At 33.8% G+C, this 25,120-nt stretch carries 20 protein-coding genes; 12 read left to right on the top strand and 8 right to left on the bottom strand.

Annotation, left to right across the window (positions count from 1 at the left end; all coding sequences use genetic code 11):
- Positions 1–275 precede the first annotated feature (275 nt).
- The 4 genes from galA (at position 276) to PMI10_RS00635 (ending at position 6,032) form a co-directional block, all read left to right on the top strand.
- Positions 276–3,101, top strand: coding sequence for a beta-galactosidase GalA (galA, locus tag PMI10_RS00650; RefSeq protein ID WP_007803335.1), 2,826 nt, complete (start codon positions 276–278; stop codon positions 3,099–3,101).
- A gap of 214 nt (positions 3,102–3,315) precedes the next feature.
- Complete coding sequence (locus tag PMI10_RS00645) at positions 3,316–4,188, top strand: helix-turn-helix domain-containing protein (RefSeq protein ID WP_007803333.1); 873 nt, start codon at positions 3,316–3,318, stop codon at positions 4,186–4,188.
- A 246-nt stretch (positions 4,189–4,434) separates the two neighbouring features.
- Positions 4,435–4,839: a cupin domain-containing protein gene (locus PMI10_RS00640; protein WP_007803331.1), complete on the top strand. Its 405-nt coding sequence runs from the start codon at positions 4,435–4,437 to the stop codon at positions 4,837–4,839.
- A 137-nt stretch (positions 4,840–4,976) separates the two neighbouring features.
- The gene (locus PMI10_RS00635; protein WP_007803329.1) at positions 4,977–6,032 is read left to right on the top strand and encodes an NAD(P)-dependent alcohol dehydrogenase; all 1,056 of its coding nucleotides are present in this window, start codon (positions 4,977–4,979) and stop codon (positions 6,030–6,032) included.
- Between the two features lie 155 nt (positions 6,033–6,187).
- On the opposite strand, the gene PMI10_RS00630 is transcribed toward PMI10_RS00635, so the two are convergent.
- Together PMI10_RS00630 and PMI10_RS00625 are read right to left on the bottom strand one after the other, a co-directional pair.
- Complete coding sequence (locus PMI10_RS00630) at positions 6,188–6,571, bottom strand: hypothetical protein (protein WP_007803327.1); 384 nt, start codon at positions 6,569–6,571, stop codon at positions 6,188–6,190.
- A 282-nt stretch (positions 6,572–6,853) separates the two neighbouring features.
- Positions 6,854–7,639: an META domain-containing protein gene (locus PMI10_RS00625; protein WP_007803326.1), complete on the bottom strand. Its 786-nt coding sequence runs from the start codon at positions 7,637–7,639 to the stop codon at positions 6,854–6,856.
- 276 nt (positions 7,640–7,915) lie between these two features.
- On the opposite strand from PMI10_RS00625, the gene nirB reads away from it, so the two are divergent.
- From nirB to PMI10_RS00585, 8 genes are all read left to right on the top strand, one after another.
- On the top strand, positions 7,916–10,426 hold the full coding sequence (gene nirB / locus PMI10_RS00620) for a nitrite reductase large subunit NirB (protein WP_007803325.1): 2,511 nt from the start codon (positions 7,916–7,918) through the stop codon (positions 10,424–10,426).
- Between the two features lie 121 nt (positions 10,427–10,547).
- Positions 10,548–10,928 (top strand): nitrite reductase small subunit NirD, encoded by a 381-nt coding sequence (gene nirD, locus PMI10_RS00615; RefSeq protein WP_007803324.1) that lies wholly within the window; start codon positions 10,548–10,550, stop codon positions 10,926–10,928.
- Positions 10,929–10,961: 33 nt separating this feature from the next.
- Positions 10,962–11,546 (top strand): DUF4202 domain-containing protein, encoded by a 585-nt coding sequence (locus PMI10_RS00610; protein WP_007803322.1) that lies wholly within the window; start codon positions 10,962–10,964, stop codon positions 11,544–11,546.
- Between the two features lie 126 nt (positions 11,547–11,672).
- Positions 11,673–13,478, top strand: a complete 1,806-nt coding sequence (locus PMI10_RS00605; RefSeq protein WP_007803320.1) for a PAS domain-containing sensor histidine kinase — start codon at positions 11,673–11,675, stop codon at positions 13,476–13,478.
- Between the two features lie 196 nt (positions 13,479–13,674).
- Positions 13,675–14,334 carry a response regulator transcription factor gene (locus PMI10_RS00600; protein ID WP_007803317.1) on the top strand — a complete coding sequence of 220 codons (660 nt, stop codon included), beginning with the start codon at positions 13,675–13,677 and terminating at the stop codon, positions 14,332–14,334.
- A gap of 102 nt (positions 14,335–14,436) precedes the next feature.
- The gene (locus PMI10_RS00595) at positions 14,437–15,915 is read left to right on the top strand and encodes an MFS transporter (RefSeq protein ID WP_007803315.1); all 1,479 of its coding nucleotides are present in this window, start codon (positions 14,437–14,439) and stop codon (positions 15,913–15,915) included.
- 278 nt (positions 15,916–16,193) lie between these two features.
- Entirely contained in the window at positions 16,194–17,582 is a 1,389-nt protein-coding gene (locus tag PMI10_RS00590; RefSeq protein WP_007803311.1) for a CmpA/NrtA family ABC transporter substrate-binding protein, read from the top strand.
- A gap of 130 nt (positions 17,583–17,712) precedes the next feature.
- Positions 17,713–18,336, top strand: coding sequence for a class I SAM-dependent methyltransferase (locus PMI10_RS00585; protein ID WP_007803309.1), 624 nt, complete (start codon positions 17,713–17,715; stop codon positions 18,334–18,336).
- Between the two features lie 165 nt (positions 18,337–18,501).
- Here the strand turns inward: PMI10_RS00585 and PMI10_RS00580 are convergent, their stop codons facing one another.
- The 6 genes from PMI10_RS00580 to PMI10_RS00555 all read right to left on the bottom strand — a co-directional run bounded on the left by PMI10_RS00580 (position 18,502) and on the right by PMI10_RS00555 (position 24,953).
- Positions 18,502–19,059: a chlorite dismutase family protein gene (locus PMI10_RS00580; protein ID WP_007803307.1), complete on the bottom strand. Its 558-nt coding sequence runs from the start codon at positions 19,057–19,059 to the stop codon at positions 18,502–18,504.
- A 103-nt stretch (positions 19,060–19,162) separates the two neighbouring features.
- Entirely contained in the window at positions 19,163–19,969 is an 807-nt protein-coding gene (locus PMI10_RS00575) for an ABC transporter ATP-binding protein (RefSeq protein WP_007803305.1), read from the bottom strand.
- Between the two features lie 116 nt (positions 19,970–20,085).
- A complete protein-coding gene (gene ntrB / locus PMI10_RS00570) occupies positions 20,086–20,973 on the bottom strand; it encodes a nitrate ABC transporter permease (RefSeq protein WP_007803303.1) in 888 nt (295 codons plus the stop codon).
- 183 nt (positions 20,974–21,156) lie between these two features.
- On the bottom strand, positions 21,157–22,386 hold the full coding sequence (locus tag PMI10_RS00565) for a CmpA/NrtA family ABC transporter substrate-binding protein (RefSeq protein ID WP_007803301.1): 1,230 nt from the start codon (positions 22,384–22,386) through the stop codon (positions 21,157–21,159).
- A gap of 31 nt (positions 22,387–22,417) precedes the next feature.
- Positions 22,418–23,863 (bottom strand): alginate export family protein, encoded by a 1,446-nt coding sequence (locus tag PMI10_RS00560; protein ID WP_007803299.1) that lies wholly within the window; start codon positions 23,861–23,863, stop codon positions 22,418–22,420.
- Positions 23,864–24,248: 385 nt separating this feature from the next.
- Positions 24,249–24,953, bottom strand: a complete 705-nt coding sequence (locus PMI10_RS00555) for a Crp/Fnr family transcriptional regulator (protein WP_007803297.1) — start codon at positions 24,951–24,953, stop codon at positions 24,249–24,251.
- Between the last annotated feature and the right edge of the window lie 167 nt (positions 24,954–25,120).

The raw sequence follows: 25,120 nt of genomic DNA, 5'->3' as shown, positions 1-25,120 counted from the left end.
CAGAAATGACAAACTGTACTAATAAATATTCTTGTGAAAATGCTTACCCTAGCCCCGATAGAAGTGGAAATCCTTTTGTGGCGGGGTTAGCCACAAAAGATAGCAACGGATAGCGGGATTAGCTTCTTAAAAAATCACCATTAAAAATGAAGAAATGGAATAATTCAGTTTTTAATCACTAAAATTCATTAAACTTTGATAAAATACTATTAATACTCCCAAATTAAACAGGCTATCTTTACAGCCTTTGCTAATTATTAAAATAAACCACATTTATGAAAACTACTTCTTTAAAAGGAATCTTTCTCTATTTTATTTTGTTGATATCCTTTTGTGCTGTTGCCCAAAAAAAATCAGAAAGAGATTTGATTTTAATTGATAAAGACTGGCGTTTTTCTCTCGGCCATCTATATGATACCCAAAAAGATTTTAATCATGCTACAAGTTATTTTTCTTATTTAACAAAAACAGGATATGGAGACGGGCCTGCCGCACAAGGCTTTGATGACCGTGCCTGGAGAAAATTAGATCTTCCGCATGATTGGGCAGTAGAGCAGCCTTTTAGTGAAAGGGGAAGTTTTAGTCACGGATTTAAAACAGCCGGAAAAGGTTTTCCTGAAAAGAGTATTGGCTGGTACCGAAAAAAAATTACTATTCCGGAGACTGATAAAGGCCGAATCATTTCAATAAAATTCGATGGTGTTTTTAGAAATTCAAAAGTGTTTTTTAATGGTTATTACCTCGGAACAGAAGAAAGCGGTTACAACGGTTTTGAGTATGATGTTACATCGTATGTAAATTATGGAGGAGAGAATACGATTGTCGTTCGTGCTGATGCTTCAATGGAAGAAGGATGGTTTTATGAAGGTGCCGGAATTTACAGACATGTTTATCTGCAAAAGACAAATCTGATTCATGTTACTGCAAACGGAACTTATGTTACTTCGGAAATTAAAAATGATAATGCAGAAGTTACAGCCCGGGTTACTATAGAAAATAAAGGAAACTATAAAGGTTCAATTGAAATTGCACAAAGCATTTTGGATGCTTCAGGTAAACAAATTGCAACTGTTTCTGAAAATGTGCCAGCTCCTGATTTTTATAAAACAACAGACTATACTTCAAAATTACAAGTTAATAATCCGTTATTATGGGATATTGAAAATCCTAATTTATATCGTTTAGTTACTGAGATTAAACAAGACGGAAAAATTATTGATCATTATGAAACTTCTTTCGGAATAAGAACAATTAAGTTTGATGCAGAGAAAGGTTTTTTCCTTAACGGAAAATCGGTAAAACTAAAAGGAACAAACAATCATCAGGATCATGCGGGAATTGGAACGGCTTTGCCGGACGAATTACAATATTTCCGAATCAAAAAATTGAAGGAGATGGGTTCAAATGCTTATCGCTGCTCACATCATCCGCCTACACCTGAGCTGCTTGAAGCTTGTGATAAATTAGGAATGTTGGTTATTGATGAAACCCGATTGATGGGAATTAACGATTATCATCTAAATAATTTAAAGCGAGTGATTGAACGCGATCGCAATCATCCGAGTATTTTTTGCTGGTCAGTAGGAAATGAAGAATGGAATATTGAAGGTGGTATCGTTGGAGAACGTATCACGAATGTTATGCAGGGATTTGCAAAAAGTATTGACCCAACACGACCTGTGACAGTAGCGGTAAGCAGTGGTTTTAGAAGTGGTATCTCATCAGTAGTTGAAATTATGGGTTACAATTATCTTGGAAACGGAGATATTGATGCGCATCGAAATGAATTTAAACAGCAACCCGGAATGGGAACGGAGGAAGGTTCTACTTTTGCAACACGCGGAGTTTATTTTACAGATGATGCCCAACACTATCAAAGTGCCTATGATAAAAAACCACGTCCATCTTTTTATAGTATTGAAGAAGGCTGGAAGTTTTATGCAACACGTCCGCATATGGCGGGAATGTTTATCTGGACCGGTTTTGATTATCGTGGAGAACCTACACCTTATGGCTGGCCATCGGTTACGTCTTATTTTGGAATGATGGATGTTTGCGGTTTCCCGAAAGACAATGTGTTTTATTTGAAATCATGGTGGGGAAAAGAACCTGTTTTGCACCTATTACCACATTGGAATTGGAACGGAATGGAAGACAAGGAAATTGATGTTTGGGCATATTCGAATTGTGATGAAGTAGAACTTTTTTTAAACAAAAAGAGTTTAGGCAAAAAGAAAATGGAGCAATTAGGGCATTTAGAATGGAAAGTAAAATACGCTCCGGGAACTCTTGAAGCAATTGGTTATAAAAACGGGAAAAAGATTCTTACGGAAACTCAAAAAACAACCGGAATTGCTGAAAATATCAAGCTTTCGGTCGATAAAGAAAATGCTTTGAATTCGGATGTTAGTGTAGTAACGGTTGAAGTTACTGATAAAAAAGGACAGCATGTACCGACAGCGAATGACGAAATAAACTTTTCAATAACAGGAGGGAAAATAATTGGTACAGGAAATGGTAATCCGACATCATTAGAAAAAGAACAATTTATTGATGATGTTGCATTGGTTTCTATAACTAATCTGGAGGAACAGAAACTTACCACAGCCGATCTTCCAAATCAATTACCTTCTGATTCAGAGAATAACTGGACAGCAGCTTTTAAAGACAGGGATTATAAAAATCAGGCTCCATCTTATATTTATAGAGGACAATTTGATTTGAAGAATATTACAAATACAAATATCGTTAGCTTCTATTATAAAAAAATAGGAACAGATGTAGTCATTTTTATTAACGGAAATAAGTTGGCAGCAAGTGCCGAAGATTCTCAAAAGTACATTTTAAATGCAGCCATATTAAAAGAAGGTAAAAATACAATTCAGATTGTAGCAACACCATTACAAAGAATAAGAGACTGGGATGTTATGAATACAGATCCGGGAATTATACAGGTAATTACGCCAGCTGAACCCTGGAAGCGAAAACTTTTTAACGGATATGCCCAGGTAATTGTTCAGAAAGACGATAGTGGAAAAGAGATTGTTTTATCGGCAACTGCCAAAGGTTTAAATGCAGGAAGTTTAGTATTGAAAAAATAGTTTGAGGTTTCAGGTTTCAAGTTTTCCAAACTTGTCTATGAACTAAAGTTTACACAGTTTTGTCATTTCGAGGAACGAGAAATCACACAAGTTAATCGCCAAAGCTTGGAAATATACTTTGCGGAGTTTCTTGTGTGATTTCTCGTTCCTCGAAATGACAACAATGAGAACCTGAAACAATATTTTGTTTATTTGAATTTCATAACTTTGTCGTATGAAAGATCAAACAATTTCTCAGCCAGCTGATTTTAATACTTCTGATTTAAAGCTTAAAGGTTTTAAAGTTTATGAAGTAAATAATGATGTTAGTGCAATTCCGACTTACAATCGCAGGGATTTTTACAAAATATGTATTAACACCAGTAAAAGTCTTATTCATTATGCAGATCGTGGTATTGAAACTGACGGAACAATATTGTTTTTTGGAAATCCGCATATTCCTTATTCATGGGAGTTGCTTTCGTCATCTTATCATGGATATGCCTGTGTTTTTACCGAAGAATTTTTAAAGGTAAATGACCGTTCAGAAAGCCTTCATGAATGCCCTTTGTTTAAAATTGGCGGAACCCCAATCTTTTATTTATCAGCTGAACAAAAGGTATTTATAGATTCTTTGTTTCAGAAAATGATTGAAGAACAGGATACTGATTATGTTTTTAAAGATGATTTGCTTCGCAATTATATCAATCTGATTATTCATGAATCGATGAAAATTCAGCCTTCGGAGAACTTCTTTAAACATAAAAATGCTTCTTCAAGAATTACATCATTATTTATTGAACTTTTAGAAAGACAATTTCCAATAGAAAGTAAAGATCAGCCGCTTACTTTTAAAACGCCACAGGATTATGCACAAAGCCTTGCTGTGCATGTCAATCATTTAAATCGTTCTGTAAAAGAAATTACAGGAAAATCTACTACAGCACATATTACCGAAAGAATTATCAGCGAAGCAAAAGCTTTATTGCAGCATACAGATTGGAGCATTGCAGATATTGGCTATTCACTTGGGTTTGAATATCCAAGCTATTTTAATAATTACTTTAAAAGACTTACCGGAACAATTCCTAAATCGTTAAGAATGTAAAATTGTTTGATATTCTTAATTTTTTGTTTGAATTTTATTATTTCTGATCGAATTTACTTACTTAAATTTGCATTCAGATAATGAATCATTTATCAGATTTTTTACTGACTAAATACAACTTCCAAAAGCACATTCTTTGCTTCATTTAGTCTCAGTCCTTATAAACAAAAGCTTTAAATTATTTAAGGCAAACATATTACTGATAATTTTTTAAATAGAAAACTAAACTCAAAAAACAATTATTTTATGTCAACACCTTATACCACCGTAATTGAAGAAGGAGTAATTCCTAACACATACATGACAGGCGAAGTTTCTTATAAAAAACAAACAAGCAATATTCATCCCGATAACACTGTTATAAAAGAAATGGCTTTTGAACCCGGCTCAAGAAGCAATTGGCACATTAATCCAACTTTACAATTGTTAATTGCAACTGATGGGATTGGATATTTTCAGGAAAGAGGCAGTGCAATACGATTACTGCAGAAGGATGAAGTTGTTACCATTATGCCAGGAGCAGAACATTGGTATGGCGCTGCACCATATAGTCAATTTTCGCAAATTGCCATTATTACAGAAATAGATAAAGGGGCAGGAATCTGGCTGAAAAGCGTAACTGATGAAGAATACAATAGTTTTGGGAAATAAAAAGAATTAGAAAATTTAAAAACTCTATTTTTTTATTTACTACAATCTTGTCATTTCGAGGAACGAGAAATCACAAAATACTACAACTTGAAACCTGAAACAAAGAAAACTTAAAACCTGAAACAATAAACAAAAAGATGGAAACAAAAAATGTAAAAGCCTTTGGTACAGAATCTGCCGAAGCACCATTAAAAACATTAGATATAAAACGCAGAGGCGTATTGGCACATGACGTAGAAATAGAAATTTTATACTGTGGTATTTGCCATTCTGATCTTCATTCAGTCAGAAACGAATGGTATGGAACTATTTATCCAATCGTTCCCGGACATGAAATCGTTGGTAGAGTAACAAAAGTGGGAGATCACGTAAAGAATTTCAAAGTAGGCGATTTGGCAGGAGTAGGCTGTATGGTCGATTCTTGTAGGGAATGCGAGAATTGCAAAAAAGATTTAGAGCAGTATTGTGATTCAGGAATGATATTAACATTTAACTCTCCTGACGCTCATTTAGGCGGACAAACTTTTGGAGGTTATTCTGAAAGCATTGTTGTTGATGAAAATTATGTTTTGCATATTTCAGATAAATTAGATCTTGCCGGAGTTGCTCCTTTGCTTTGTGCCGGAATTACAACTTATTCTCCGTTAAAGCACTGGAATGTTGGTCCGGGACAAAAAGTGGGTGTTGTAGGTATTGGAGGTTTAGGACATATGGGAATCAAATTAGCCAAAGCTATGGGGGCTCATGTAGTGGTTTTTACAACTTCATTGTCTAAAAGCGAAGACGCAAAACGCCTGGGTGCAGACGAAGTTGTATTATCTACAGATCTGGAGCAAATGGCAAAATTTAGCAAGAGCCTGAACTTTATTTTAGATTGCGTATCAGCAGCACATGATATAGATGCGTATTTGAACTTGCTTAAAGTAGATGGAACACTTACTTTGGTTGGTGCTCCAATGGAACCGCTTCCTGTAACTTCATTTAGTCTTTTATTAGGAAGAAGAAGTTTTGCCGGTTCTGCCATTGGAGGTATCGCAGAAACTCAGGAAATGCTTGACTTTTGTGCAGAACACAACATTACCGCCGATATTGAATTGATTGGTGTAAATGATGTAAATGATGCCTACGAAAGATTATTAAAAGGGGATATCAAGTATCGTTTTGTAATTGACATGGCTTCTTTAAAAAATTAGTTTTTTTTAAATATAGACATGATAATCATGTTTTTGAGAAAGCTGCATTTCAAAATAATGAAATGCAGCTTTTTTTTATAAAGAAATATGCAATTACTATTTTCGAAAAAAGTATAATAGTTCTAAGAAAGAATGTAAAAATGCATTATAAAATTTTATGTATCTGTAGTAGTTTCAATTTTTTTAATTTCGACTTTTTCTTTTTTAATTGCCTGTCTTAGCAAAGCAAAAAGGCTCATGTAGGCATTAGCTAAAAAAACCAGTGAAAATCCTGCAATAATATATCCCCGCCAGTCAGGTATCAGAAGTTTAAAATCACAAATAAAAATAAAAAAAAGGGTGACATAATGACTAAAACAATACTCACAGGTAAAAAGGTAAAAAAACTTTCGGATTAAAATCTTATTATCATTTTGAGAACGGTTTACACACCATTGTCTTGGTTCCCGAAATATTTCTTCCTGAGTTACTGTCCAGCTTATACATGCAATAGGAATAGCCAGGATAAATAACCATATAATTTGAGACGTTAAACTCATTTGAAATTAATTTAATAACCCGTTGGGTGTAATTAGCAAAAAAATTAATTTAACACATAGAAGCATAGATTTTAAATGTTTATAAAAGATAATTTTAAAAAATCTTGATTTTCAACATAGCTATGTTTATTAATACAAGTAAAACGCCTTTTTTAAGTTACAAAATCTATGTTTCTAGCCTGCACTGAGCGGAGTCGAAGTGTGTTGAAAATAATTACACCCAACGGGTTATAATAATATTAAAACCCAAATTATCAGTTTTGATGATTTGGGTTTTTATTTTTAATCTACTTTTTTGAAAATTAAAAGTTTTCCGGATGAATTCGAAAGTGTCAACCGATTGTCTTTAATTGAATAAGCGGTGGTGTTTTTAAGTGCTCTTACAAATTCATCTTCCTTATTGTTTGTAGTGCAGGCCATTAAAGTAGAAGTTATATTGTTGAATCGAAGTAAATCTTTTTCAAAAAATAAATTTCCGCTAATCGAATTACAGCCTCCAAAGCCCATAAATCTGTTTTCTTCAGCATGAATCTCAATTCTTGGTAATTCTTTTTGATAGTCGGTAACGAAAACTTTATATCCGTTTAATTCTTCCAGAACCCAGATGTCATGCAGTCGGTAATCTGTAATATATTTTCCGCAGCCGTCAATTTTCTTAAAATCAGCATCTGAGCCATTTTTAATTTCAATGGAAACTTTGTAAGGTGAAATCACTCCGGACATAGAATTCTGGCAATCAATTTGCTGAATAGAAATTACAGCTTTTGAAGCTGCGTTCTTTACTTTGTACATTTTTATATTGGCATCCATTGCTCTTGTCGGTTTAACCGGCGAAAAAACAAGATTTTCTTTTCCTTTTATCAGAGAGGTAAAAACAATTTCATCATTCCCTATTTTTAATTCCCAGAAAGGTTCGTTTCCTGTTGCTTTAAAATAAATTGTTCCATAGGCATCGTCTGATTTATTTTCAGAAGAGATTTCTGTTTTTGTTAGAGAGCTTTTTGTGGTTTTTGATTTGCAACCACATATTAAAGAGAGTATTATCATTAAAATTAAATACTTTTTCATGACAGGTATATTTTAGTTGCAGAAAAGTTTTTACAGATATTAAAACTTCATTTGATGAGATACTTATTGAAATTTAACTACTCAAATTTAAGAAAAATAATACATTAATAATGAGGGTTTGAAAATTGAAAAATATAAAAAAGTGAAGTACTTATTAGTGTTACGATAAAATACGTATTTAGAAAAATTCTAATTAATGAAAAAAAATAAATAAATAAGTATTTTGTATAAGTATAAATACTTATATTTGCGTAGTAATACTTAATTAAAGAAGTCATGATTAAAGTAATAGTAGTTGGAAACGGGATGGTTGGTTATAAATTCTGCGAAAAATTTATAGCAAAATCGGGACAGGAAAATTGTCAAATTACCGTATTTGGGGAAGAGCCAAGACGTGCTTATGACCGTGTTCACCTAAGTGAATACTTTGGAGGAAAAACGGCAGATGATTTGTCATTGTCGACAAGTGATTGGTACGTAGAAAATAATATTACTTTGAATACTTCTGAATTAATTACGGATATTAACAGAGAAGAAAAAACTATTCATACGCATTTAGAAAAAACGCATAAGTATGATTACTTAGTACTTGCGACCGGATCATCTGCTTTTGTTCCTCCAATTGACGGAGTAGAAAAAGAAGGTGTTTTTGTATATCGTACCATTGAGGATCTGGATGCTATTATGGCGTATGCAAAAAAAATCAAACAAAAAGGTGCTACGGAAGCAGCTGTTTTGGGCGGAGGTTTATTGGGTCTTGAAGCTGCAAAAGCAGTTCGTGATTTAGGATTGAATCCACATGTAGTGGAATTTGCACCTCGCTTAATGCCAAGACAACTTGACAAAGGGGGCAGCGATATGTTGCAGTCCAAAATTGAAGAGCTGAATATTGGTATTCACCTTAATAAGTCAACGCAATACATTGACGGAAAAGAATGCATAACGGGAATGATGTTTGCAGATGAGGAATTGTTAAAAGTAGAAATGTTGGTTATATCTGCTGGAATTAAACCGCGTGATGAACTGGCCAGGGTTTCAGGACTTGAAGTTGGATTACGTGGTGGAGTTGTAGTGAACAATCAAATGCAAACATCGGATCCTTCTATTTATGCTATTGGAGAAGTAGCTTTATATAATCAAAATATTTATGGTCTCGTGGCGCCAGGTTACGAAATGGCTGATGTAGCTGCTGAGCAAATCTTAAATGGTTCTAAAACGATGAGAGAAACCATTGATATGTCGACACAATTAAAATTAATTGGAGTTGAAGTGGCGAGTTTTGGTGATCCTTTTATCGAAAATGATGATGTAACCGCTATTATTTATGAAAATAAATTATCCGGAATTTATAAAAGAATTAATGTTACTAAAGATTCCAAAACCTTATTAGGTGGAATTTTAGTAGGGGATTCAAGTGATTATAATTCGCTTTTTCAGATTTACAGTAATGCTATGGCATTGCCAAAAAATCCTGAAGATTTGATTTTAGGTTCAAGAGATGGTTCAGAAGGTTCAGCTATGGGTGCAATGGATTTGCCGGATAGTGCCGTAATCTGTTCTTGTGAAAATGTAACAAAAGGGGCAATCTGCTGTTCTATTTTAGATGAAAGCTGTTCCAGTTTTTCTGATGTTGTAAAACTTACCAAAGCAACTTCGGGTTGTGGCGGTTGTAAGCCAATGGTTTCAGACCTGGTTAAAGCTGCTCAGAAATCTATGGGTAAGGAAGTAAAAGATGTTATTTGTGAACACTTTAGCTATACTCGTCAGGAATTATTTGATTTAGTGAAAATTAATAAATATGAGAATTTTTATGATGTAATCGATCATCATGGAAAAGGTGATGGTTGTGAGGTTTGTAAACCTGTAATGGCTTCTATTTTTTCAAGTATTTATAATGATACAGCCAATAAGCACTTAACTACACAAGACACTAACGATAGATTCTTAGCGAATATTCAACGTAACGGAACTTATTCTGTAGTACCAAGAGTTGCCGGTGGAGAAATTACTGCCGAAAAATTAATTGTCATCGGTGAAGTAGCAAAACAATTTGATTTATATACTAAAATCACAGGGGCACAGCGTGTTGACTTATTTGGAGCACATTTAGATGATTTACCAAAAATCTGGAAAGTACTAATTGACAATGGTTTTGAAAGCGGTCATGCTTACGGAAAATCGTTACGTGCTGTAAAAAGCTGTGTTGGAAACGCCTGGTGTCGTTACGGAATGGATGACAGTGCCGGTTTTGCGATTGAATTAGAAAACAGATATAAAGGTATTCGTTCTCCACATAAATTAAAAGGAGGAGTTTCGGCTTGTATTCGCGAATGCGCCGAAGCAAGAGGAAAAGATTTTGGTTTGATTGCTGTAGAAGGCGGTTGGAATTTATACATCTGCGGGAATGGTGGTGCAAACCCTAAACATGCTGTTTTATTGGCAGAACAAATTGATAAGGAAACGGTTATCAAATATATGGATCGCTTTTTAATGTATTATATCCGTACAGCGGGTCCGCTGGTAAGAACTTCTACATGGTTAGAGAAATTAGATGGTGGTTTGGATTATTTAAAAGAAGTAATCATCGAAGATAGTTTAGGGCTATGTGAAACATTAGAAGCTGAAATGCAGACTTTGGTTAATACTTTTGAGTGTGAATGGAAACAAGCGCTGGAAAATCCAAGATTGTTAAAACGTTTCAGTCACTTTATAAACTCTGACGAAAAAGATGATAATATCGCTTTTGTTCCGTTAAGAGATCAAAAAATGCCAAAAGCCTGGTCGTAACCAATCCAATTAAAAATAAAACATTAACGTTTGCTGTCCTCTTACCCTCTTTTTTACTGCGCCATCAAACTCTCTTGATTGTAAAGGGAGGGATAAGAACACAAATTAAAAATACAATCCAATGGAAGAAATTTTAAATCAATACGAAACAGTTCATCCAAGTGATGCTAAAATATGGTTCAAAGCTGGTAATGTAAGTGATTTTCCAACAAATCGTGGTGGTTGCATCAAATACAAAAACAAACAAATTGCCATTTTTAATTTTACACGCCGCAACGAATGGTATGCTTGTCAAAATGCATGTCCTCATAAAATGGAAATGGTATTGTCAAGAGGAATGATTGGATCTGCTGAAGATACTCCTAAAATAGCATGTCCTATGCATAAAAAAACGTTTTCATTAGTTGATGGTTCTAACCTGAATGGTGATGACGATTTAAAAATTGCAACATATCCGATTAAGATAGTTGAAGACGAAGTGTTCGTTGGCTTTTTAGATTAATTGTGTATATTTGAAAATATATTTTCAAAAAAAATGAATACACCTTTTCAAAAAGCAAGCGAGTGGATTGATGCTGAAAATGCTCAGGATCCAAATATAGAAACAGATCAGAATACGGAATATCCAAAAGAGCTTTTGTACTCGAACAGGATGTACGAAAAACTGATGCAATTTTATCCTGAAGCTTCAGAAGAAGTTCAGATTGCTTCAAAAGCACAGCATATTTGCCGATGGAAAGTAGCACGCGAATCTTACCCAATGGATCGCGTAGGTTATTTAAAATGGAGAGAAGACCTAAAAAAATTCCATGCCAGAACTACTGCCGAAATTTTAGAAAAAGCAGGATACGAGCAAGTTTTTATTGATCGTGTGTCTTTTTTAATTGAAAAGAAACTGCTTAAAAAAGATACTGAAACCCAATTACTTGAAGATGTAATTTGTCTGGTATTCCTGGATTATTATCTTGAGCCTTTTGTTGAAAAACATGATGAGGATAAACTTAAAAATATCATCAAAAAAACCTGGGATAAAATGTCTGAAAAAGGACATCAGGAGGCCCTGAAAATCAACTATTCCGAAGAAAATTTAAATTTGATAAAAGCATCTTTGGGTTTGTAGCCTGATTTTTTATTAAATGAGTATAAGCCTAAATTTGTCGAAAATAAGAATGAAGATATGCGACCCGAACATTAGTAAACGGACGGAGCAATTTGATATTCCGATTAAAACAAATATTTTCTTCATATGAAAAAGAGCAATCAGGAAGTTACAGAGAAAATTACATTCAGAAATTTACGTCGATGGTATTTTTTTGCACTCTGGACTATTGCTATAACGATTATTTTAAGCCAGCTTTTAATTCAGTACAATTTAAAACAACAACTCAGTGATTCTAAAATAATCAACATTTCCGGTAAACAAAGGATGTTGAGCCAAAGAATTACAAAAGAGGTTTTAATTTTAAATTTTGTTTCTGATACTTCCCAAAAAAAAGAAATTACCCATCTTCGAAATGTGCTGGCACTTTGGATAACCAATCAAAATGCATTAGAAAACGGCAGTGACAGCCTGGCATTTCCAAAAGAAAAAAGTGAAGAACTCTCTAAATTATATCAGGAAATTAAACCTAATTTTAATACTATCGTTGAATCGGTTAATTTGTTTATTTTAAATTTAGAACAAAAAAAGAGCTATTCTGATAATCAAAATCTGGTACAGAATATTCTGAAAAACGAAGGTTCTTTTCTTTCGAAAATGAATGAAATTGTAAGCCAATATGATAAGGAGGCACATGAAAAGGTAACAGAACAGCGCAAAACGGAATATTTTATTTTTGGATTTACATTGTTAGTCTTGCTTTTGGAATTCATTTTTATCTTTAAACCAACCAATAAAAAGATTGAAAAGCTGATTGCGAAACTTTTGTCCTCTCAGAAAAAAGCCTTAAAACTGGCTTATGACACTGAAATTATAAGCGAAATAAAGGAAAATTCAGTAAAAGAATTAAAATCGCTCAATTATGCCATGGAAAATACGTTGCTCTATTGCCGTATTGCACCCGATGGCTCGATTATTCATATTGGTGAAAAATTTGCAAAGCTTTTAAATTATACGAAGTTCTCTTCGAATAAAACTTTCTCTCAGGTTTTAACAACTGATGAAAAAGAACAACTCAATGTCGATCGTATCATTTTTGAAAAGCAGCGAAGCGGCTGGCAAGGCGAAATTAATATCATAAATAGGGAAGGCCAAAATATTTGGCTGGATTTATCAATGGTTCCGGTAACAATCAAAAAAGAAGAATCAGAGCTTTTAATCGTTTGTTTTAATATTACCGAGCGTAAAAAAGCACAGCGGGAAGTCGAACGTTTGAATATTGAAAACAGTACCGAAAAAATAAATCAGCAGAAGATTATTTCGAGTAAGATTGTCGAGAATCAGGAAAACGAACAAAACCGAATTGCCAAAGAAATTCATGACGGAATAGGCCAGATGCTTACAGGGCTAAAGTTTAGTCTGGAAAGCATCAATTTGGATGACAAGGAAAAATCGGCTCAGAAAATAGAATATCTTAAAAAATTATCGCTTGATATTATAAAAGGCGTCCGTACAGCAACTTTTAACCTGATGCCGCCCGAATTAAGTGATCACGGAATCGTTTCATCAATTGCAAAGCTGACACAGGAGCTTTCTAAATTAACAGGAAAAGAAATTCTGTTTTACAACAAAACCGATTTTGGCCAGCGTTTAGATTCATTGATTGAAATAAATATTTATCGTCTGACTCAGGAAGCAATCAATAATGCTATAAAATATGCAGAGTCATCACATATTATTGTCCAGCTTTCTCATAGTGAAACCTTATTAAGTGTCATTGTTGATGATAACGGAAAAGGTTTTGATATGGCAAGTGTAGATAAAAAACGAAACAGTGAATCCGGAATGGGCTTGTTGTTTATGAAAGAAAGAATTCAGTACATCAACGGACGCGTTTTTTTCAATTCGATTCCGGGTGAAGGAACGAGGATTACTTTTAATATTCCGATTTAGCAATGGCAATAACAATTGTAAAAATCAATATCAATTAAAAATACTTAAATGAAAATTAGAAATTGATATTGAAATCTTTTTTTGTTTGTTATTGAAATTGAATTTTGCTATTGAAATTGAATTTAAAAATTACGTATCTTAGCGGTTCCTTATAGATGAATATACGTAAAAGTTCAGAATCAAAATTAAGTAATATATGAGTGATATTATTCGTGTTGTATTGGCAGATGACCATGTTTTTGTAAGAGACGGGATCAAATCTTTACTTGAAAATGAAGCAAACATTGAGGTTGTTGGGGAAGCGATTGATGGTGCGGATGCACTAGAAGTTGTTGCCGCCAATAAACCCGATTTACTTATAGTAGATATTCGTATGCCTAACTTAACAGGTATCGAAGTAGTAGAAAGACTTAGAGCTGATAATAACAATGTGAAAATTATTATGCTTTCAATGCATGAGTCAGAAGAATATGTGTTGAAATCTATAAAAGCTGGTGCTGACGGTTACCTATTAAAGGGTTCCAGTAAAGATGAATTCTTGAAAGCTTTGCATACCATTGCTAATGGTGGGAAATATTTTAGTGGCGATATTTCTTCAATATTAATAGGTCAGTTAACCAATACATCACTTTCAGCAGAGCCAAAACAAAATTTTGGTGAAGAAATGATGATCACAAAAAGAGAAAAAGAAATCTTGACGCTTTTATTATCCGGAAAAGGAAATAAAGAAATTGCTGAGGCTTTAGAGATTAGTAAACGTACTGCTGAAGTACACCGTTTTAACTTAATGAAAAAGCTGAAAGTCAAAAATTTGATGGAACTTTCCAATAAAGCAGCTGAATTTTCCTTATTATAAAGAATTCTACGTATAATTACGTAATTATTTTTAAAAAACTGCGTTTTGGCAGTTTTTAACTACGTCATAGTACTTATTTTTACCAAAAAAAATATAAGTATCATGAAAAATTCAAATTCATTATCTCAATCACACAAGATTTTATTTTTAAATACACTGGCTTTTACAGTGTGTTTTGCATGTTGGACTTTAAATGGAGTTTTAGTAACCTTTTTAGTAGATAACGGTATCTTTCACTGGAGCGTTGTTCAGGTTGGCTGGTTACTTGGAATTCCGATTCTTACAGGTTCAATAATGCGGTTGCCAATAGGTATGCTTACTGATAAATTTGGTGGAAAATATGTCTTTTCATTATTACTGTTACTTTGCTCAATTCCATTATTTTTATTGCCTTTTGCAGATAGCTTCGGAATGTTCGCCTTATTAAGTTTTTTGTTTGGTATGGTAGGAACCAGTTTTGCTGTTGGAATTGGATATACTTCGATCTGGTATCCGAAAGAATGGCAGGGGCGTGCTTTAGGAATTTTTGGAATGGGTAATGCCGGTGCTGCAATTACTACTTTTTTAGCTCCTTCATTATTAAATCATTTTTCTATAGAAGATCCGCAAAATGGATGGAAAATACTTCCTGTTATTTATGCTGTAGCATTGGTTGTTATTGGACTTGCCTTTTTAATATTTGCAAAAAATAAAAAAATAGAAAATAATACAAAATCTGTTTCACAGATGCTTCAATCTTTAAAATCTGCCAGAGTTTGGCGTTTTGGTGCTTACTACTTTTTAGTTTTCGGATGTTTTGTGGCTTATTCACAATGGCTTTTGCCAAATTTTATGAATGTTTATCAAACAAGTTTGGTAATGGGTGGGTTATTTGCTACCATGTTTAGTTTGCCATCCGGTGTAATCAGGGCTTTCGGTGGGTATTTGTCAGATAAATTTGGTGCCAGAAAAGTAATGTACTGGGTATTGAGTTCATCAGTAGTTTTGAGTGCTTTATTGATGGTGCCAAAAATGGAAATTACCACTACCGGCCCTGGCGTTCTGGCTACTAAAAAAGGAATCGTGACTTCGGTTTCAAATGAGAATGTTAAAATCGGGGACACTGATTTTGCTGTAGCTCAGAAAAAGGAAAGCAATGCCGAAAGTACTATTTTTCCAACCAGGACATCATGGCAGCAGGTTGTAGTTGAACAAAATCAACCTGTAAAGAAAAAAGAATTGCTTGCGAAAGGAATTACAGTAATTAAGTTTGATGCTAATATGTGGGTTTTCTTAGTATTGGTGATTCTAATTGGAATTTCATGGGGAATAGGAAAAGCGGCAGTTTACAAACATATTCCTGAATATTTCCCGACAGAAGTTGGTGTTGTAGGCGGAATGGTAGGTATGATTGGTGGTTTAGGCGGTTTCTTTGGACCAATTATTTTTGGTTACTTATTAACTGCAACCGGAATCTGGTCAAGTTCGTGGATATTCATTTTGATATTCTCAGTTATTTGTCTGATTTGGATGCACTACACCATCACCAAAATCATGAACGAAAAACAACCCGTTTTATCTAAAGTAATTGACAGACAATAAATTTTTATATTTTTAATTTTAGTTATTTGAATTAGGCTAAAGCCAAAATGTTTCTAATTTTTTTCCCTTTTGATAGTAATTAAAAGGAATTCAAAAAAGAGTTTTTGATTAATTTCATAAACTCTTTTTTGTAAAAAATTATTTGCTTAATGATTATTGTAGTTGTTTATATGAATGCGATTATTTTTTTCATACAAGGAATAGTTTACAATTCTTCACTTTTTATTGTAAGTGAAAAAATCCAATTTAAATTATATTAACCATAAATATCAGCCAGTATGAAATCAATATTACTCAGACTCTCTTTGCTTATTATGATATCCTTTATTGTTTTTAGTTTTAAAGGGGAAAATGTAAAGAAAACTTTTTTTAAAACTAAAATAACAGATTCCCTGACAACAACAAAATTGGCTTTAGAAAAACCCAATATAACACTGGGATTTATTAAACTTACTGATATGGCTCCTTTGGCAATTGCAAAACATCTTGGTTTTTTTGAAGATGAAGGGTTGAACGTAAAACTGGAAGTACAGGCGAATTGGAGGGATATTTTGGATAAAGTAATAGATGAACAGATAGATGGTGCACAGATGCTGGCAGGACAGCCAATTGCTGCAGCTATTGGCTGTGGTCGTCAGGCTGCTTTGGTTACTCCTTTTTCTATGGATTTGAATGGTAATGCCATTACAGTATCGAAAGATGTCTGGTCAAAAATTGTTGATAGTATTCCACAGGAATACGGAAGGCCGGTGCATCCGATACCTGCAAATGCTTTGATGCCAGCGTTGCATATTTACAAAAAATTGAATAAACCTTTTGTAATAGGAGTTGTTTCACCTTATTCTAATCATAACTACCAGCTGCGCTACTGGCTTGCTGCTGGCGGAATTAACCCGGGTTTTTATAGTAATAACAATATTCAGGGAAGTAAAGGGACTATTGGCGGAGATGTATTGTTAAACATAACGGCACCGCCTCAAATGCCGGAAACATTGCAGGCAGGAACCATAAATGCCTATTGTGTAGGTGAACCATGGAATCAGCAGGCAGTTGATCAGGGCATTGGAATACCTATTGTAACAAGCAGGGAAATTTGGAAAAATCACCCGGAAAAAGTATTTGTTATGACTAAGGCATTTGTCGAAAAATATCCAAATACAGCTATCGCTATTACAAAAGCCCTGATTAAAGCGGGAAAATGGCTGGACGATCCTCTTAATAGAAAAGAAGCGACCCGTATTTTATCAAAATCAGCTTATGTTGATGGAGAAAAAAGAGTGATAGATAATTCGATGCTGGGAACATTCGAATTTGAAAAAGGAGATATAAGATCTATTCCGGACTTTAATGTGTTTTTTAGATACAATGCAACCTATCCTTATTATTCTGATGGGATTTGGTTTTTGACGCAAATGAAACGCTGGGGACAAATAGCAGAACCTAAAACGAATGAGTGGTATCATACTAAAATCAAAGAGATTTATAAACCTGAAATTTGGATGGCTGCAGCAAAATTATTACTCGAAGAAGGATTTTTGGCGAAAACGGAAATTCCGGTAACAGATGGTTATAAACCGGCTACTACCGAGTTTATTGATAATATGCTTTATGATGGAAAAAAACCCGTAGAATACATCAAAGGGTTTAAAATTGGAATTAAAGATTAGTTACATATAGTTATATTTTTATTTTTCCCTTTGGGACAAAAAGAGCTTTTGATTGATTTCGGAAGCTCTTTTTTGTGTTTTAATGTTATATTCGTTTGATGAAAAATTAATATTAAAACAAATTAAAAACATGAATGAAACCTGGACTGAAAGATGGAACGACCGTTACAGCAATGAAGAGTTTGCTTATGGTGAAGTCCCAAACAATTATTTAAAAGAACAAATAGAGAAATTAAGCGCTGGTAAAATCTTGTTTCCTGCAGAAGGAGAGGGTCGAAATGCTGTTTTTGCAGCCAGATTAGGTTGGACAGTCTCAGCATTTGACATTAGCGATGAAGGCAAAAATAAAGCAATCCGTTTTGCAGAAGCCAATAACGTAACCATTGATTATCAGGTTGGCGAATTGGAATCTTTAAACTATCAATCGGAACAATTTGATGCAATTGCCTTAATTTATGCTCATTTTCCGGCAGCAATTAAATCAGCTATTCATAAAACGCTTGATCAATATTTACGTAAAGGCGGAATCATCATTTTTGAAGCTTTCAGTAAAAAACATCTGGAGTATCTTGCTAAAAATGATAAAGTTGGCGGGCCAAAAGACATTGAATCGTTATTCTCTATTGAAGAAATACAATCTGACTTTCCTAATTATGAAATTATCGAATTAGCAGAAAAAGAAATTGAACTGAATGAAGGAATATTCCATAACGGAACAGGTTCTGTAATTCGATTTGTTGGAAGAAAAAAATAAAACCCGCTATAAACAAGTAGAGACGCACAACTGTGCGTCTCTACCGTACTAAAACTAAATAACTAAATTAATTTTTGTAGACCATTTCTAATATCTTTAGAAAAAAATATGTCTATTATGCAGTATGATTTTCAGTTATTGAAATTTAATCAAAAACAATTTCAATTATAACTGTACCTTTTTTAAACGAATATCAATTTCCCTATTGACATAGGTCCATTCTTCTGTTTTTCGTAGCGAATCCAGAAGTTCTTCGAAGGCATCAGTATAGGCAGGAGCATATTCAAACCATGTCAAGAAATCAAATTCGCCACCAATATCCCTGGAATGAAATAATTTTCGGGCAATAGCAGGCAGGTATTTCATTCCGGTTTGTGTATGCTGCGATTTGCTTTCCATTATTTTTCTGCGTTCATCCTGCGCCAGATTCCACCAGACTTCTGATTTTTGAATCGGAATAAAGGCTGCAAGAGTAGAATTTTTTCTGCCAAGGTCTTCTTGAACGGCAATTAATTTGTCCTTCTCTTCTTTTTCGGTGTAACGCAAATTGCTGATGACTCCTTTAAAAGACCAAATCCCTGTTTCAGATTGAATCAAATCGCTTTGAGGAACTTTAGTCAAATGGGAAACCGATTCTATAGGATTGCCTTTAAGAGCAGCCATTGACGTAACTTCCCATTCGCCATAATTGTCTCCAATGAAATCAAAAATTGTATTTGTCATAGTTTCCGGATTTAATTATTGATTTTTTGTTTTCATTTTTAAGCAAAGTATCCTTGTAATGTCATTTTATTACAAGGATATATTATTAAAAAATATTTGGAAACTAGCTTTTATAGACCATTCCCATATCTTCAATGGAGAATTTATCTGTCAATAAATGCAATAATTTATCTCTTAGGGCAATATATTCGGGCATTTTTACGATTTCAATTTTATTTCTTGGTCTTGGCAGATGCACTTCTACAATTTCTTTGATTGTTGAGGCAGGACCATTATTCAAAACCACAACTCTGTCAGATAAAAATAACGCTTCTTCGATATCATGCGTAATCATAACAATAGTTTTTTCTCTGTTGTTTAAGTTCCATAATTTTAAAACCTCTAATTGCATGGAACCTTTTGTTAAAGCGTCCAAAGCACCAAACGGTTCATCCAAAAGCAATACACCCGGATTTATTGCGAAAGCCCTTGCAATAGCAACACGCTGTTTCATTCCGCCTGAAAGTTGCCCCGGTAATTTGTCTTTATGTTCAAATAAATTAACCATTTTAAGGTTCTCAATCACAATTTCATGCTTTTCTTTTTTAGAACAATTCATTACCGAATCAACAGCCTGGAAAATATTCTCTTCAACAGTCAGCCAAGGCAAAAGGGAATAATTTTGAAAAACGATTCCACGGTCAGGTCCCGGACCTTTTATTTTTTCATTGGCCAATTCAACTGTTCCTCCCGTTGGAGTTAACATTCCGCCAATAGCATTCATAATAGTTGATTTTCCACAACCTGAATGTCCGATAATGGAGATAATTTCTCCTTTTTGAATTGACAAATTAATGTCCTGAACTGCTATATATTTTCCTTTTGGTGTTGGGAATGATATTTCTAAATTTTTTATTTCTAAATAACTCATGATGTTTAATTTTAGATTTTAGACTGATTTTAGATTTTGGAAAACTCCAAGTTTCGGATTTCAAGTTTTTTAGAGACTTGGTACCTTAGCAACTCTGAACCTCAGTACCTTTTCTTTTACGCTTTATAAGCTACTTTGTTCTCAATAAAAGTGAAGAATTTGTCAAATAGCAATCCAACAATTCCGATAATAATAATTGCCGAAATTACTTTTTCCAAACTAAGGGCATTCCAACTGTCCCAAACAAAAAATCCAATTCCTGCTCCTCCGGAAAGCATTTCCCCGGCAACAATAACTAGCCAGGCAACACTAATACTTAAACGTAATCCTGTAATTATATGTGGTAAACTATACGGTATTAAAATTTTGGTCAGATAACGCATTTTAGAAAAGCCGAAAGCTTTTGCTACATTCTTATGATCTTGCGGAATTGAAGCAACTCCAAAAGAAGTATTAATTAAAGTGGACCAGAGCGATGTGATAAATACAATAAAAATAGTCGCCATGCCTGTATCTTTAAAAACAACCAACCCAATTGGGAACCATGCCAAAGGCGAAACCGGTTTTAAAAGCTGTACAATCGGATAGAAAATTTGTTTACAAAAAGTACTGGCTCCCATCAAAATACCAATTGGGATAGCGACTAAGGATCCTAATAAAAATCCGGATAAAACAGTTTTAATCGAATTAAATAATTGCAATCCAATTCCTTTGTCATTCGGGCCATAGTCATAAAAAGGATCACTTAACATTTCTTTCAGAACCTTAAAGGTGGCTAAAGGTCCCGGAAGTGCATCTTTGGTATAAAGGCTGAGTAAACTCCAAAAACCTATGAATATTAAGACTCCAATTCCTGCTAATACAGTCGATTTTAGTTTTGCTGCAAATGCGCTGATTATTAATTTGAACTTGTCACTTTTTACGGAGTCGTTAGTAGTGCCCGGAGTCAAAACTTCAGCTTGACTGGTAATAGCACTTAGTGTTAATGTATCTTTATCAGACATGGTATTGTGATTTAAATTTGAAATTATATTTATAAATGCATGTACAAATAAGAAGTTAATTTTACCACAGATTAAAAAGATTCTCGCAGATTGAAAAGGGGCTTAAGTAGGTTAAAGAATAATCCTTAAGAATCATTAAATCTGTGGCAATGTAAACTTAGTGTACGAGCAAAGTAAAGCGTTTTATTTTTTTACTACTTTTAAGTATGCTGCAGGGTTTGAAGGATCAAAAACCGTTTTGTCCATAGTTAATGAAAATGGTTTCATATCATCATTTGGAATTTTTACTTTTAAGCTTTTGGCTACGTCTTCGTATAAATCCTGTAAAATCAATTTATCTGCAATTGCTTTATAATCAGGTGCTTCTTTTAACAGGCCGAATCTAACATATTGTGCCATTGCCCAGATTGCATACGATTTACGAGGATAATTTACCGTTCCGCCTTTGTAAAAAAGCATATAATCCTTGTCGTAAATTTCAGTTCCCTGATTACAGCCTAAGTCATAATTCCCCATCAATCTGTTTTCGATAACATCTGCCGGAGCATTTACATAAGGTGCTTTTCCGATAATTGCAGCCGCTTTTTTACGGTTTGCAGGATTGTCTAACCAGATACATGCTTCTAAAACTGCTTTCATTACTTTTACAAGATCAGTTCTGCGTTTTTCGCTAAACTCTTTATTAACAACCAATGCTTTTTCAGGATGGTCTTTCCAGATATCTTGTGAAGCAACCTGAGTAAATCCAATTCCCTGTTTTACTGCAACACCACCCCAAGGTTCTCCAACACAATAACCATCCATGTTACCAACTTTCATGTTGGCTACCATTTGCGGAGGCGGAATCGTAATAATTTTAGATGTTTTTTGATTCACACCAGCAATTGCCATCCAGTTACGCAACCATAAATCGTGTGTCCCTCCAGGAAAAGTCATTGCAAAAGTTACTTCTTTTTCGGCTTTTAATTTTGCTGCTACAACAGGTGCAACTTTATTCATTTGCTTGAAACCAACTTTTCCACAAAAATCTTTTGAAAGTGTGATTGCCTGACCATTAACGTTTAGCATCATGGCTATCTTCATTTCAGAACCTGCTTTTCCTCCTACCCCTGTGTAAACCGAAAATGGCATAGAATACAGACAGTGCGCTCCGTCTAATTCTCCGGTTAAAATTTTATCACGAACATTTGCCCATGAAGATTCTTTGGTAACGACTACTTCAACACCATATTTTTTAAATAATCCCAGCTCTTTTGCCATTACGATTGGCGAGCAGTCTGTAAGTGGAATGAATCCAAGTCTTACAGGGTCATTCTGAGCTGTTATTTCTGAAAAAGAAGCAACCAGAACCAGCAACAAAGTCAATAAAGATGTTTTGAAAATCTTAGTTGAATGTAAAAGTGATTTTTTCATTTTAGATAGTTTTAAAAGTTTATTTTTTTAATTATTTCTTAGCCAGGAAATTTGGTTTGATATTTAGCATTATATAACCGAATTGTGGAGTTAAATCTGCATTCGCAACATTTTTAACAGCTGCAGAAGCCATAGAATTAGTTGCTTTCATGATTGAATAACCAGCTTCGATATTGATGATTTTTGTTAGATTGTATTTTACCTGGAAATCAATTTCAGTCCCTAAATAAGAGCTTAGTTCTCCACCAGCCCCATTAGATAATTTATTGGCAGCTTCGAAACCGTGGATGTCTAAAAATAAACTTAGATTGTCTTTGGCATTGTATTTCATTTTGAAGAAATAATTTAGCAATCCTTGTTTTCCAAAACCGTTGGCTGCATAAAAATAATCCATACTTCCCCAGAATTTGTGAGGTGTTCCGTATAAAGGATCAAAACGATTATTTTCAGAATTAGCCGTTTTAGTTCCGTCATCACCAGACAGGTAATCAACTCCCGGACCTACAAATAATTTTCTTCCAACTTGTAAAGTTGAAGTGATTGAAGCCATGTTAGCATTTAAAGCTTTTCCGTCTTTATCATGGCTGTTTTGATGATAAACGCTTCCTGTGAAATTTAATTTTCTGGTTACGTTAGTATTAAAATAGATTCCGGTAGTGTTTCTGTTCCATGTTCCTTGTCCGTTTACTTTAGTTGTTACGGCAGGTGTTCCTGAAGTTACCATGGTATATTTGTTAAAATCATCTTTAAAGAACAAAAAAGATAAATCACCAAAGAAGAATTTTCTACCTACATAAGCATATTGAAATGATTTGTACATTGTTCCAATTCCGTTTGTCCCTGCGCCATATGCAGGATTAACACCATTATAAATTGTTCCGGTATTATTCTCTTTGTTTTGATTAAAAGCAGCTCCAACATCTACAGTCCAGCCTTTATTTGCAAATTTAAAAACGACTGCATCATGACGTCTTCCTTGTTGTAACCAATCTAAGCTTCCTAAAACTTTCTGGTCATCATAAGCAATTTCCTGACGTCCGGCTTTTATGGATAAATTCTGAATAGTACTTAGTGTATCTATTAATGAAACTTCTGCCCATGCTTCATGCAGTAAAAGACCATTATTAGCTTCTGTTGTTGTTCTGTTGATAGAAGAAGCATCCTGTCCCCAAACACGAACATCCTGCAAGGCTGTAAAAATTTTGAATCTATATCCAGTGTATCCTAAATTTAATCTTGTTCTTTGACTTGAAAATAAGGCCGCTTTATCCCCTTTTTGTTGTAAGGTTCCTTGTCCGGCACGCACTTCAACACGGTTTCTTATTTGACCTGTAGCCGTAAATTGTGCTTTGGCTTCATATTGTGTCAGGCATGTGATGGCAAATCCTAATAAAATTGATTTTGAAAGTTTCAAATTAAAAACACCTCCTTTTTTTAAGTTTTGATTCTTTAGTGTAAAATTGGTTAATTTCGACATGATATTTGTTTTTGGATTAGTATGAAGCAAACTTACATACGTATTAATACTTAAGTATTATGTTTATGCCATGTTCAAACATTTTTTTTTACCTGAAAAAAACGTTTTAAAATCAATTTTAAAACTGCGTTATCGCATGAATTTCAAAATTTATGCAGTAAAATAAGGGGTTGGTGAATGTTGTCTTTTTATACGTAGACTAACATTCGAAAAGAAAATAAAATTTTTGTAAAAAGAAAATAGACCTTTTTAAGTGGTTTTTAGAAGAAAAAGATCAAAATAATTTAAAATATACGTAGAAATGTATCTAAGTGTCTGTTTGAAGCAGGAAAGATCCTTAAATGAAAAGAAGATTATATAAAGGTATTGGGAAGGCTGAAATTTTTTAGAAATACTTATGTTCCATAATTTCAGACTGTAATTTAGGAAGAACCAATAAGCCAATTCTTTTGCCGACGGTTTTTATAAGTGCTTCTTTTTTAAGGCTTGAAAGTACACGAATTACCTGTTCCTCAGTTGTTCCTGCAAAATCAGCTATTTCTTTTCGGGAAAGTTCAATTTCAATTAAACCATTGCTTTGTCCAAATTTGCGATGAATATATAGGAGTACATCAATTACACGTTCACGAACATTCATGTGCGCAATTTTTCGAATATTGTTTTCACTTTTATTAAGTTCATCAGCATAAAACAACATTAAATCATACGTAAATTCCGGAACGTTTTTAAGGATTTCCATCATTGTATCATTACTGAAATTGCATAAGAGAGTATCTTCCAGGGCATATGCACCGATTAAATATCGCTTACTGGTTCCAAAACCCCTAAACCCGATTGTGTCTCCGTTTTTGGTAAGTCGAACAATCTGTTCACGACCATTGATGCCCGTTTTTACAGTTTTTGCTTTCCCTTTACAAATAAAATAAAGTCCCTGAATAGGAGCACCTTCAATAATAAACTGATGAGATTTTTTGCAGATAAAACTGTGTTTTTTTGACACATATTGTTTCATTTGCTCTAAATGTAAGTGTTTTTTTATGAAACAATTTTCGTTTGTGCAGGTATAACAAATGGCCAATTCTTCTTTCATTAGGACAATTTTTTATTTGATTTACAAACGAATTTATCGTTCCTTGTTTATTTTAAAACAAAAATATAAAAATAAATTGAGAAAATAAGTATTTATACGTAAAAATACTTATTTTTGTATTGCTTTACATAAGCGCCTTTCCGGATTCTTATCAAAAGATTATAATT

It is taken from the genome of Flavobacterium sp. CF136 (assembly GCF_000282055.1).
Lineage (GTDB): Bacteria > Bacteroidota > Bacteroidia > Flavobacteriales > Flavobacteriaceae > Flavobacterium.
The sequence above is the reverse complement of the archived record's forward strand: the minus strand, read 5'-3'. Positions and strand labels throughout refer to the sequence as shown.